This is a genomic window from Streptomyces sp. CB00316, assembly GCF_001905595.1.
Lineage (GTDB): Bacteria > Actinomycetota > Actinomycetes > Streptomycetales > Streptomycetaceae > Streptomyces.
Genome location: NZ_LIXI01000012.1, coordinates 182,080 through 194,639, shown reverse-complemented (window position 1 = coordinate 194,639; position 12,560 = coordinate 182,080). Strand labels below are relative to the sequence as shown.

General features: G+C 72.8%; 8 protein-coding genes. 1 reads left to right on the top strand and 7 read right to left on the bottom strand.

The genetic code is table 11. The annotated features are described in order from the left end of the window. Window positions 1-21: 21 nt before the first annotated feature. The 4 genes from AMK21_RS29620 to AMK21_RS29605 all read right to left on the bottom strand — a co-directional run bounded on the left by AMK21_RS29620 (window position 22) and on the right by AMK21_RS29605 (window position 6,745). Complete coding sequence (locus AMK21_RS29620) at window positions 22-1,281, bottom strand: S8 family serine peptidase (RefSeq protein WP_073882250.1); 1,260 nt, start codon at window positions 1,279-1,281, stop codon at window positions 22-24. Further along, window positions 1,278-4,589, bottom strand: a complete 3,312-nt coding sequence (locus AMK21_RS29615; RefSeq protein ID WP_073882249.1) for a right-handed parallel beta-helix repeat-containing protein — start codon at window positions 4,587-4,589, stop codon at window positions 1,278-1,280. Before AMK21_RS29615 ends, AMK21_RS29620 begins: the two co-directional genes overlap by 4 nt. Before the next feature lie 144 nt (window positions 4,590-4,733). Next, window positions 4,734-6,116, bottom strand: coding sequence for an RICIN domain-containing protein (locus AMK21_RS29610; protein ID WP_073882248.1), 1,383 nt, complete (start codon window positions 6,114-6,116; stop codon window positions 4,734-4,736). Beyond that, window positions 6,113-6,745 (bottom strand): type VII secretion system-associated protein, encoded by a 633-nt coding sequence (locus AMK21_RS29605; RefSeq protein WP_107430010.1) that lies wholly within the window; start codon window positions 6,743-6,745, stop codon window positions 6,113-6,115. Before AMK21_RS29605 ends, AMK21_RS29610 begins: the two co-directional genes overlap by 4 nt. Window positions 6,746-7,078: 333 nt before the next feature. On the opposite strand from AMK21_RS29605, the gene AMK21_RS29600 reads away from it, so the two are divergent. Further along, a complete protein-coding gene (locus AMK21_RS29600) occupies window positions 7,079-8,086 on the top strand; it encodes a mannose-binding protein (protein WP_073882246.1) in 1,008 nt (335 codons plus the stop codon). Between the two features lie 261 nt (window positions 8,087-8,347). Here the strand turns inward: AMK21_RS29600 and AMK21_RS29595 are convergent, their stop codons facing one another. Genes AMK21_RS29595 through AMK21_RS29585 form a run of 3 tightly spaced genes read right to left on the bottom strand, consistent with a single transcriptional unit; the run spans window position 8,348 to window position 12,551 of the window. After that, window positions 8,348-10,801, bottom strand: a complete 2,454-nt coding sequence (locus tag AMK21_RS29595; protein WP_073882245.1) for a beta-glucosidase — start codon at window positions 10,799-10,801, stop codon at window positions 8,348-8,350. Beyond that, window positions 10,798-11,619 carry a carbohydrate ABC transporter permease gene (locus AMK21_RS29590; RefSeq protein ID WP_073882244.1) on the bottom strand — a complete coding sequence of 274 codons (822 nt, stop codon included), beginning with the start codon at window positions 11,617-11,619 and terminating at the stop codon, window positions 10,798-10,800. The genes AMK21_RS29595 and AMK21_RS29590 overlap by 4 nt, the downstream gene beginning before the upstream one ends. After that, complete coding sequence (locus AMK21_RS29585) at window positions 11,616-12,551, bottom strand: carbohydrate ABC transporter permease (protein WP_073882243.1); 936 nt, start codon at window positions 12,549-12,551, stop codon at window positions 11,616-11,618. The genes AMK21_RS29590 and AMK21_RS29585 overlap by 4 nt, the downstream gene beginning before the upstream one ends. Between the last annotated feature and the right edge of the window lie 9 nt (window positions 12,552-12,560).

Here is a 12,560-nt window from a genome sequence, read left to right as displayed (position 1 = left end):
ACGGGAGGGCGCCTCACGCGTTCAGCCCTTGGTCGTGCCGGCCCCGGCCGGGCGCCAGCCCCGGGCGCGGGCCCGGGTGAGGGCGAAACCGACCCAGAGGAGGGAGAGGACGCCGGCCGATCCGAGGAGGACGAAGAGGATGGCCCGGCCGGTGGCGCGGTCGGTGTCGGAGGTGTCGCGTACGGCCACGGGTTCGGCGGCCCGCTCGGCACCGGCGGCGGGCGCGCCGGCGGCGCCGAGAACCGTGGTGACGGCGGCGTAGGCGTCCAGCTGAGGGATGTCGGCCGGGTACGCGGTGGCGGTCAGCCGACGGGCGACCGCGTCGGCGGCGTCCTCGGGGTGGGTGGCGCGTACGGCCGCGGCGGCCCCGGCCGCGTACGCGGTGGCCACGGCGACGCCACCGCCGAGGTAGTGCCCCTTCCCGCGCGGCCCGCCGGAGACCACGCCGGCGCCCGGTGCCGCCAGATCGATGTCGGCGGTGGGCAGGGCGGCGTCCGGGCGGGTGCCGGCGGGCAGCATGTCGGCGACGGCGAGGACTCCCGGTTCACCGGCGGGCCAGTAGGTACGGGAGGGAATCTCGTCGGCGGAGCCGCGCGAGGGCGGCTCCGGGGTCGCCGCCGCGACCACCACCGCCCCGCCCCTGCGGGCCTCGGCGACGGCCCGGGTGAGCGCGGTGTCCTTGCGCGGGAGAGCCACCGCGACCGCGATCACGTCGGCCTTGGCGGTGGTCGCCGCCCGTACCGCCGCCGTGACGAGCGCGGGGTCCGGCCGTCCGCGCCGGTCGGTGCCGCGCAGGGCCAGGATCCTCGCGTCCGGGGCGACCCCGGCCAGGCGGCGGGTGGAGCCGCCGGTCCCGGCGATCAGCCCGGCCAGGAACGTCCCCTGCCCGACGCAGTCGTCGGCGGCCTCGCCCTCGGCGGTGACGCGGCCGTCGAGTCCGTCGGCCCCGGGGTCGACGCCGGTCGAGATCAGCGCGACGGTCACACCCGCTCCGGTGGTGTGCCGGTGCAGCCGGTCCAGGTCGAGCCGCTGGCGGGACCAGTCGTGCTTCTTCGCCTTCTCCCCGGAGGCGGGGGTGCAGGCGACGGCCTCCACCCGGGGGTCGAGTGCGGTGGGCATGCCGGGCAACTCCTGGCCCTTCGCCCCGTCGGCGGCCGGGAGGGCCGCCGGGGTACGGGAGAGGGGCTCGGCCTGGGCGGGCACAGCCGAGGGCACCACCAGCGCGGCGGTGAGAGAGGCCCCGTACAGCAGGCGGACGGTCCGCCGGACGGGCGGCCTCACCGGGGCACCGCCTTCGGGACCACGGCCGTGACGTCCGACGGGAGGAGGATCCGCAGGTCGTCCAAGGTGGGCGCGGCCAGTGAACTGAGCCTGCCCGCCTGGCGGGTGACCATCGATTCGACCACCTGGCGGGCCAGGCGGGCATTGCCGAAGGAGCGGTCCCGGGGCAGCGCGTCGAAGTACTCCTTGAGGAGCGGGCCGGTACCGGGCCCGCACTCGTACCCCATGTTCGCGGCCTGGGCCCGCACGATGGTGACCAGTTCCTCGGAGGAGTAGTCGGCGAAGGAGATCCGGCGCGGGAAGCGGGAGGAGAGGCCGGGGTTGGAGGCGAGGAAGCGTTCCATCTCGTCGGTGTAGCCGGCGACGATGACGACGACCTCGTCGCGGTGGTCCTCCATCAGCTTCAGCAGGGTGTCCACCGCCTCCTGGCCGAAGTCGGCGCCGCCACCGCGCGGGGTGAGGGTGTACGCCTCGTCGATGAACAGCACGCCGCCACGGGCCCTTTCGAAGACCTCGCGGGTCAACTGGGCGGTGTGGCCGATGTAGCGGCCGACGAGGTCGGCGCGGGCCGCCTCGATCAACTGGCCACGCTGCAGGACGCCGAGCTGGGTGAGGACCTCGCCGTAGAGGCGGGCGACGGTGGTCTTGCCGGTGCCGGGCGGGCCGGTGAAGACCAGATGGTTGCTGAGCGAGGGGACGGGGAGCCCGGCGGCGGCCCGGTGGCGGGCGGTGGTGATGAGGTTGACCAGGTCGGCGACCTCACGCTTCACCTCGGCCAGGCCGATCATGTCGCCGAGGCGGGTGAGCGGGTCGTCCTCCGGTGCGGCGGTCCCGGCGGCCGACGCGACGGCGGTGGCGGAGACATCGTCGGGGAGCAACAGCCGCAGATCGCGCTCGCTGACCTGGGGCTGCGCGGAGAGCCGCACCGCCTGCCGGTCCACCATCTCCTCGAACACCCCGCGTGCGGCACGGCCGTTGCCGAAACCGGCGTCCCGGTCCATCGCCCCGAAGTGTGCGGCCAGCGCCTCCGCGGTCCCCTCACCCAGCTCGTACTGGTGCTGGGCGCACATGCTCTCCATGATCGCGACCAGGTCGGGCACGGAGTAGTTCTCGAACTCGACGGTCCGCGAGAAGCGGGACGCCAGGCCCGGGTTGGAGCTGAGGAAGGAGTCCATCTCGCGGGAGTATCCGGCCGCGACCACCACCACGTCGTCGCGGTGGTCCTCCATGAGCTTGAGCAGGGTGTCCACGGCCTCGCGGCCGAAGTCGGCGCCGCCGTTGCCACTGTCCGCGGTGAGCGTGTACGCCTCGTCGATGAACAGCACGCCGCCGAGTGCCCGTTGGAAGGTCTCGGAGGTCTTGATCGCGGTGCCGCCGACGACCTGGGCGACCAGGTCTGCGCGGGAGACCTCCACCAGGTGGCCGCTGCGCAGCGAGCCCAGTTCGGCCAGGATCGCCCCGAAGAGGCGGGCGACGGTCGTCTTGCCGGTGCCGGGCGGCCCGGCGAAGACCAGGTGCCTGCTCATCGGGGGTGCGGGCATGCCGAGTTGCTCGCGGCGCTGGGCGAGCTGGGTGAGGTTGACCAGGGTGCGGACCTGCTGTTTGACGTTCTCCAGGCCGATGAGCGCGTTGAGGGCGCCGAGGGGTCCGTCCGCACGGTCGGGGGCGGGCCCGTCGGCGGCGCCGGAGCCTGCCGGGTCGGTGTTCTCGGCGCTGCCGCTGCCCCAGGCGTCCCGCTTGCCGTTGCTGACGCTGTTCAGGCCCTCCACGGCGAGCCGTTCGCCGGGAGCGGTCTGCACCAGGCCGCCGCCCTCGTTCTCCCGGGCGGTGCAGTTGACGAGCGAGACGGGTGCGGTGGACTCGACCCGGAAGCCGTCCTGGGCACCGCCGCCCGCCTCGCAGCCGCTGAGCGAGGCGAGCGCGCCCTCGCGGAGCAGGAAGCCGTGGCCCTTGGGGGCGTGCACGGATGTGCGGTTGGCGGTCAGCTCGCCGCCGGCCTCGACGACCACGCCCTCCTCACCGGAGATCTCGACGCGGAAGTCGCGGACGGTGACGTTGCCGCCGTCCTCCACGATCAGGCCGCTGGTGGCGGTGTCGGAGACCCCTCCGCCGGCCAGGTAGAGGGTGGAACCGGAGGCCACCCGTACACCGGCGCCCTTCGGCCGGACGATCTCACAGTCCTCGACGCGGCCCCGGGCGTCCCGGGTCGCCGCGATGCCGTCGCCGGCGGGCTCGACCAGACGGGCCCGGCGCAGCAGCGGGTTGGCGCCGCCGAGCAGCGCGACGGCGGGCGAGGAGCCGATCACCTCCAGGCGGTCCAGCTCGGGCGCCGAGTCCTCCTCCAGGAGCAGCCCGGCCCCCTCGCAGTCGCGGACGGTCAGCCCGGTCAGCGCCGGGGAGGAGGCCCCGGCGACGCGCAGCGCAGCGCCCTGCGCGCCGTCCACCCAGCAGTCCTCGAAGGTGCCGCGCGCCCGGTCGGTGACGACCACGCCGTGACCGCGTACGCGCGAGACGCGGCACCGGCGCAGGACGGGGTCGGTGCCGCCGGCCAGGGCGATCCCGTTGCCGGAGGCGCCGGTGACGCGGACGTCCTCCAGCGTGGTGCGGCCCGCGGTGCTGAGGTGCACACCGGTGCTGGTGTCGTGCACGACGGTCCGCACGACCGAGAGGGCGGAGTTCTCCTCCAGGGCGATGGAGGGCTTGTCGGTGGAGGAGATGTCGCAGTCCTCGACGGTGCCCCGGGTCTCGCCGTTGGCCAGGAGGCCGTTGCCCCGGGCGCCGCGTACCGTGCAGTCGCGGATGCGGGCCTCGCCCTGCTCGGCGAGGACGATGCCGCTGGTGCCGAGGTGTTCGAGCGTGCAGGACTCGACGGTGGTGGGCGTGGTGGAGGTCACCACGATGCCCGCCCCCTGCGGGTTGCTCACCCGGCAGTCCCGCAACGCGAGGGAGCCTGTACCGCCGGCCAGCATCGCGGTCCAGGCGGCGCCGACGATCTCGCACCCGTCGAACGCGGCCTGCCCGCGCCGCACATCCACGGCGGGCAGCTCCAAGTCGCCGCCACGGAAAGTGAGTTCGGAGAGCATGACGGCGTCGGCGCGCAACGCGATGACGCTGCCCGAACGCGGCCGGACCTCCACCGTGCCCCGGCCCTCGGCGGCGGTGAGGGTGACCCGGGTGTGGATCACCAGGTTCTCCGCGTACGTTCCGGGTCGGACGCTGATGAGCGCACCGGTGCGGGCAGCGGCGAGCGCCTCACCGATCGTCGAGAAGCGGTCCCCGGGGCCGACCGACAGTACCTGGCGCGACACGCACCAACCTCCTTGCTACGGCGGCGCCCTGTCCGGACGCCGCTTTCCGCCGGGGGCCGTGAGGCGGTCCGGCGATGCCATCATGCCTGGCCCGGGCGGCACGCGGAGGCCGGGAGCGGGGCTCCGGGTCTCCGGACCTCCGGGTCAGGTGCTCCACTTCTGATTGTCGTTGCCCGTGCACTCCCACAGGACCAGATATGTGGACGGGCCCCTGCTCGTGCTGTGGTTCGGAATGTCGACGCACTTGCCGACGACGGTGTTGACCAGGTCGTGGGCCCCGTTCAGAGTGAACTTCTGGGCGGCGGAGCCGTTGCACCAGGCGAGCTGGATGGGCGTGCCGTTGCCGAAGTTCGCGTTGGCCACGTCCAGGCACTTGTCCCTGGCCCGGATGGTGCCGTCGGAGCCGAAGCGCCACTGCTGGGCTTCGGCGCCGTTGCAGTCCCACATGAACAGCGGCTGGCCGTCGTTGAAGTTGTGGCCGGGCACATCGATGCAGCGGCCGGAGAGATGGCTGCGGAAGGAGACGGGCCCGCTGAACGTGACGGCGGGCTTGGCCTTGGCGGGCTGGTTCTCGGCGGCGCCGCTCTCCGCCTTGGGCTGCGCCTCGGGCTGCGCCTCGGGCTGCGCCTTGGGCGGATCGGCCTGCTTCGGCGGGTCCTTGGGGGCGCCGGGCTTCTTCGCCTCCTCCGGGCCGCCGCCGGAAGGCGCGGCCGGCGGAATGACCGGGACGGGGTTGCCGCCCTTCTCCGGCTTCTCCTCGTCCGTCTTCCCCTTCCCTTTCTCGTCCTCGGCGGGCGCGCTGGTCTCGGGCGCGGTGACGGCGAACTCGCCCGGCGCCTCCTGCCCGCTCCCGTCGAGGACGGTCCCGGCCGCCGCCGCGTTCGTCCGCTTGGGCCCGTCGTCGTTGTTCCCGGCGAGCACGAGGAAGGGCACCGACACCAGTAGCGCTCCCACGACCGCCGCGCCCGCGAGTGCGGCCCTGCCCGGCCGTCCCACGGGACCGGCCTCCTGCCGCGGCTGGCCGATGGCGGTGGCGCTCATGGTCCGCACGAGGGCGGGGAGCCGGCTCTGGGCGGCGGCGGAGGCACTGGGGTCGGGATCGGAGTCCGGGGCGGCCTCGCGGGCTCCGGGCTCAGCCCCCGCGGCGTCGGCCGGGGCCCCGGAGGTCGCGGACCCGGGCTCGGCGGCTGCGGTGCCGGCGGTACTGGCAGTGGCCTCGGCGGACTTGGGTGCTCCGGGCTTCTCGGCCTCGGGGGCCTGGGACTCCCCGGACTTGTCGGACCCGGGGGCCTGGGGCTCTCCGGACTTCTCGCCCTCCAATGCCTTCGGGGCGGCGGCCTCTTCGGTCTTCGCCTGTACGGGCTCGGAGTCGGGCGCTGCTGCCGTGGTCGGCACGGTGGAAGCACCGGAGGCGACGGGAGTGACGCCCGCGGCGGAGTTCACGGCCGTGCCGTCACCCTCGGCACCGGACTCCGTACGAGCCTCAAGGGAAGCGGGGGTCTTCGGGGACGACGACGAACGCGTCACGGTGTCCTCCCTGTGGTGTGGGGCCGGGGTTCGGTCGAGTGGGGGCCGCCCGTCCCGGCCGCGGGGGCGGGGTCCAGGGGCTCGAAAAGGCTGTCGGCCGGGACGAGCAGGGGTGCCGCGGCACCGGGGTTGACCGACAACAGGGCTCCGACCGCCGTCACCGACTCGGCCAGCTCCCGTGCGGACACCGTGTCATGGTGAAGTGCCGCGGACATGAATTCGTGTGTGGACGAGGTGAACAGGAGCACCACCGGTGTCCCGCCCCGCCCCGCGGCCACGAGCGGCCCGCCGTCCGGCCCGCGCACGACGGTGACGTCCGCGTCCGCGAGGGCGGCCAGCGCCTCGTCGACCGTGCCGTATCCGGTCGCGGCCCGCTGAGCCGCCGCGTCGACCGGATCGGTGGGCTCCGGCCACCCGAGGACGCGGGCCGAGGGCCGGTACGCCGGGTTGGCGCGGTACGCCCCCACGTCCCCGCTCGCGTCCGACTGCCACTCCCCCAGAACTGCCCACTCCGGCGGCGTCCGCTCCTGCGTCCACTCCGGATCGACGATCCCGACCCAGTGCCCCGGCGCCCGACGAGCAGCGTCCTTCACGGCTTCCGGCACCAGGGAGGCGTCGGGAAAGGCCAACGGAACGCCCTGTGGGCCCTCTTGCGGCTCTCCGGTCGAATTCTCCACCTGAACTCTTGGCTCCGTACGAATTCTTGAGCGCCGGACGTTCTCAGCGCACCGCCGACAGTGATCAGATCGGGAAGCCAACAGGATGTCATACGAGCCTCGATCACGGCGCGCGGCGGGAGCTCCGAATAGCCCGCCCACGTGCCCGTTTACTGCCCGAACGGAGAACTTTCCGGGACCAGTGAGGCGCAGGCGGACAAAGCGACGGGAGCGTACGGGGCGAGACACCGCCCACTCCCCCCACGACGGGCTACGTTGGGCGCGCCACCGAGGAGGAGTCACCGCATGCCCCCCGAGCATCCCACCCCCGGCCCCACCACCGCGACGGCCACCGACCGCGTGGAGGAGGCCGACCCCGCCGCACCGTCGAAGGAGACACCGGCCGCCGAGCCGACGGCCGAGACGGAGCCCAGCGCCTCTGCCACGGAGGAGAAGGCGCCCGCCACACCCGAGCCCGGTGCGCCCGAGCCCGCCGCGTCGGCCGAGACGGCCAAGGCACCCGAGGAAACCCGCGCGGAGGGCGCCGCCCTCGCGGCGGCCGTCGGGACCGCGCCGGAGACCAGGACGCTCACGGCGGCCGACCGAGGCCGCCCCCGCACCCCGGTCCTGGCGGGGGCCGTGTTCGTCGGCGCGGCCCTGGTCGCGATCCCCGTGCTCCTGATGGGCAGCGCGAACGACGAGGAGCCCCGCAACACCGCGACCGCACCGGTGGCCGGGAGCGCCGACACGGTGCTCAACCCTGAATCGGCTCCGGCGGCTCTGGAGGACTACGTGGCGGTGAAGCCCACACCGTCCCCGACCGAGCCGAAGAAGGTCACCCCTCCGAAGGTCGCCCCCGCCCCCGCGGCACCCGCGCCCCCGCCCGGACCCCGGACGAGCGCCCCCACCGAGAAGCCGAAGCCGAAGGCCTCACCGAAACCGACACCCAAGGCCTCACCGAAGCCGACGCCCAAGGCGGCCCCCAAGCCGAACTGGGGCACCCAGACGGTCTCCGCGACCAGCTCCATCGGGGTCGGCCAGTCCTGGGCCACGAACCGCATCCGTATGACGATGCAGCAGGACGGCAACCTCGTCGTCTACAACGAGCGGAACAAGCCCATCTGGGCGGCGATGACCTTCGGCGAGAACCACCGGGCGATCTTCCAGCCGGACGGCAACCTGGTCATCCACAACGGCGACGACCGCGCCATCTGGGCCTCGAAGACCCACGATTTCGGAGGCGCCCAGATGGTCCTCCGCCCCGACGCCAAGGTGGTCATCGTCCACAACGGCCAAGTGGTCTGGTCGACCTGACCTGCCGGCTTCTCGCGTACGGGCGAGGGAGGCGGTGGCGCGGCCTCACCGGCACGGACCTGAACACGTATCCGAAGGACTTCGCGTCCGAGATGCCGCTCACCGACGGCCACCGGAGCGGGGGCCTCGGTCGGCACCTGCCGCGGCACGCCCGGGGCGTCCTTCGCCGGGCGGAGAGTCGCTGCGGTGTTCGGCGAGGTCCTCGCCGCCGGGCCGGAGGGCCTTCACGGGTGGTCGTCCCACCCGTGAAGGCCCTTCCGGTCAGTGTGCGCGGGGCTGCGGCGCGTCCGTGAGGAGGTCGGTCGCGGCGCCCATGTGCAGCCGCCGGGTGTGGTCGACCGTCCGCACCGGCCCCGTCAGCGTGACCCGGGCGGTGAGGCGCGTGTCGGTGCTCGACGCGCTCAGCCGCAGTTCCAGATCGCCCGGCTCGACGATCCGGTGGCCGTCGCGGCCCGTGAAGGACGCGAGGTCCGCCGGGACCGTCACCCGTACCCTGGCCGCCCGTCCGGGATCCAGGTCGAGACGCACGTACCCGATGAGGCGCTGCACCGGCTGGACCACGGAGGCGACCGGGTCGTGCAGATACACCTGGACCACTTCGGTCCCCGCCCGCGCACCGGTGTTGCGGACGGTGCAGAAGAGCGCGAACTCCCCTTCCGTAGAAGCCTCTCCACGCTCAACGACGAGGTCGCTCCACTCGAAGGCGGTGTAGGTCAGACCGTGGCCGAACCCGAACGCCGGGGTCGGATCGACACTGGACACCTCGCTGGAGTGGCCCAGCCGCGCCGCCAGGTAGGTGGAGGGCTGGGAGCCCGGGTGGCGCGGCACGCTGACGGGCAGTCGGCCGGACGGGTCGGTGCGACCGCTGAGCACCGAGGCGATGGCCCTCGTTCCTTCCTCGCCGGGGAAGAACGACTGCACGATCGCGGCCGCCTCATGCACCGCGCGCCCGAGGGCGTAGGGGCGTCCGGCGAGCAGGACGACGACGACGGGGGTGCCCGCGTCGAGGAGGGCGTCGAGCAGCTGCTGCTGGACACCGGGGAGTGCCAGGTTCTCCGCGTCGCAGCCCTCCCCGCTCGTGCCGCGCCCGAAGAGACCGGCCCAGTCGCCGAGTGCGACGATCACGAGGTCGGCGCCCCTGGCCAGTTCGACGGCATCATCGAAGCCCCCGGTGTCCGGGGTGTCGATGTCCGCACCCCGCGCGGTGACGATCTCGCTGTCGGGGAACTCCGCCGCACACGCCTCGTACAGGGTGGGCAGTTCGATGCCGAGCGGCGTCTCGGGGTGCTGGCCGCCCACGTGGACGGGAAAGGCATAGCAGCCGAGGACCGCCGTCGGGGTGTCGGCGTTGGGCCCGATGAGGGCGATACGGGCCGGGGCTCCGGCGGCCGCTTCCGCCGTCAGGGGCAGGGTGCCGTCGTTGCGCAGGAGTACGACGGCCTGCTCGGCGACGCGGCGGGCGAGCGCGCGGTTCTCGTCGGTGTCGAGACGCACGGTCCCGCGCAGCCCCTCTGAGTCTCCGCCCGCCGATCCGCCCACGCGGCCTTCCACTTCCGCGGCGGCGAGCACCGGCGGCACCGGCCTCCAGTCCGCGTCCAGCAGCCCCAACTGAGCTTTCTGGACCAGCACTCGGCGTACCGCGCGGTCCACCAGCGCCTCGGGTACGAGCCCCTTGGCGATCGCGTCGGTCAGCGGGCTGCCGAACGTGCTGACGGTCGGCAGTTCCACGTCCACGCCCGCGCCGAGCGCCGCACCGGCCGCCTCCCCGAAGGTCCCCGCGACGCCGTGCAGCGTCTTCAGGAACGCGATGCCGAAGTAGTCCGCGACGACGGTCCCCTCGAAGCCCCAGGTGTCGCGGAGCAGTCCGGTCAGCAGCGGCCCGTCGGCCGCGGAGGGGATTCCGTCGGTGTCGGTGTAGGCGTGCATGACGGACCGTACGCCGCTTTCGCGTACGGCCATCTCGAACGGGGTCAGGATGATGTCGGCCCGCTCCCGCGCCCCCATGCCCACGGGGGCGAGGTTGCGGCCGGCCCGTGAGGCGGAGTACCCGGCGAAGTGTTTGAGCGTGGCGACGATCCCGGCCGACTCCAGTCCCCGTACATAGGCGGTGGCGACCGTCCCCACCAGGTACGGGTCCTCGCCGATGGTCTCCTCGACGCGGCCCCAGCGTGCGTCGCGTACGACGTCGAGTACGGGGGCGAGCCCCTGGTGCACGCCGACGGACCGCATGTCGCGGCCGATCGCGGCGGCCATCTCACGAATCAGCTCCGGGTGGAAGGTGGCACCCCAGGACAGCGGCACCGGGTAGGCGGTCGCGCCCCAGGCGGCGAAGCCCGCAAGGCATTCCTCATGGGCGAGCGCCGGTATGCCGAAGCGGTTCGCCCCGGCGACGCGCTCCTGGGTGCGCGACAGCGAGAGGGCGCCCACGGCCGGGTCGACCGGGGCCGTTCCGAACGGGCGGGTCAGCTGGCCGAGGCCGTGCGGGAGGAGGTCGTCGAGGGCGACGGCCTCCTCCATGTCGTGCTGGAACGGGGCGACTTCGGCGCCTTCGTCGGACGCGCCCACCCAGACGCCGAAGAGCTGGGAGACCTTCTCCTGGAGGGTCATGGCGGCGATCAGGGCGTCGGCCCTGGCCTCGGGAGCGAGGGTGGGATCGCGCCAGGGCCCGGTGCGGTGGTCGGTGGCGGCGGTCGCTTTGTCGCTGTTGGCGGTCACTTTCCTCCTACCCCCATGAGCCCCTGGACCAGGGCCCGGCGTGCGAACAGGTAGACGATCAGGATGGGGAGCATGGACAGGACGACCGCGGCGAGCAGGCCGGGGGTGTCGACTCCGCGTTCCGTCTGGAAGTCGTAGAGCCCCAGGGTGATCACCTTGGTCTCCACCGACTGCGTCAGAACGAGGGGGAAGAGGAAGCCGTTCCACGCCTGGAGCGCGGAGAAGACGACGATCGTCGAGACCCCGCTCTTGGACAGCGGCAGCACCAGCTGGAAGAAGACCCGCCGGGACGAGGCACCGTCCATCGTCATCGCCTCGTACAGATCGGGGGTGATGTCACGCATCACGCCCGTCAGGATCAGGGCGCACACCGGCATGGCGAAGGCCGCCGTCGGGAGGATGACACCGATGAGATTGTCGTAGAGACCGGCCTCGCTGATGATGAAGAACATCGGGACGATGACCGCCTGCGAGGGGATCGCCAGGCCCAGGAGGAACAGCCGGAAGACCGTGGTGGTGGCGCGGCCCCGGCTCCTGACGATGGTGTACGCCAGCGGCGGGACGAGCAGCACGACGATGCCCACGACGCACACGGTGACGATGACCGTGTTGAGGAAGTACTGCGCGAAGCCGCTGTTGAGGTCGTTGACGTAGTTGTCGAGCGTGAAGTGCTCGGGGAAGGCCAGCGGGCCGTTCGCCGCGTAGTCGGGGCGCGACTGGAACGTGGCGACGAGCATCACGTACAGCGGCAGCCCCACCACGAGGAGCCAGACCAGTGAGCCGAAACCGGCGAAGTAGTTGGGACGGCTCTTCCTCACAGTCCCTCCATGGTGCTGCGCATCTTGTCGTAGCCCGAGAGCCGCACCACGATCAGCGAGATGACCGTGGAGACGAGGACCAGGAGGAGGGCGATGGTGGACGCCGCTCCGTAGTCGAAGCTCTTGAACGCCTTCTGGTACATGTAGTACGCGCTGATGGTGGTGTCGCTTCCCGGTCCGCCCTGGGTCAGGATGAGCACGGTGTCGAAGGTCGTGAGGCCGCCGACCACCATCAGGATCATCGAGGTGATGATCGAGTTGCGGAGCTGCGGCAGCGTGATGTGGAAGAACTGCCGCACCGTGCCCGCGCCGTCGATCTGCGCCGCCTGGTAGAGGACCGGCGGCACCGCGCGCGCCGCGCCCTGGTAGATCAGCGTGTGCAGAGGGGTGAACTGCCAGGTGCTGACGAAGACCAGGACGCCGATGGCCGTGGCCTGCGTCCCGAACAGGTTGCCGTCGCCGAACAGCCATGTGGCGTGCGCGGGGACACCGAGGTTCGGGTCCAGGACGGCGCGCCACAGTACGGACACGGCCGCGATGGACAGCAGCATCGGGACGAAGTAGATGGCGGACAGGACGGCCCGGTTGCGCTGGTGCCCCGCCGCCCAGACCCCGAGCAGGATGCTGAGCGGGGTCTGGACGACGACCCCGAGCACGGTGAGCAGGACGCTCAGCCAGAGACTCTTGATCATGACGGGGTCGTCGAGAAGCTTCCTCCAGTTGTCGAGGCCGGCGAAATCCGGGTCGCTCAGACCGTCCCAGCTGGCGAAGGAGAGGACGGCGACCATGATGAGCGGGACGATGGCGAAGAGGCCGAAGAAGACGGCGGCGGGGGCCGCCCAGAGGAATCCCGGGCGGCCCGCTCCGATGCCGGACGAGCCGGCCCTCCTGGCCGTCCCGCTGTCCGCCGAGGGTGGTGGGGTTCGGGTCATGTCAGCTGT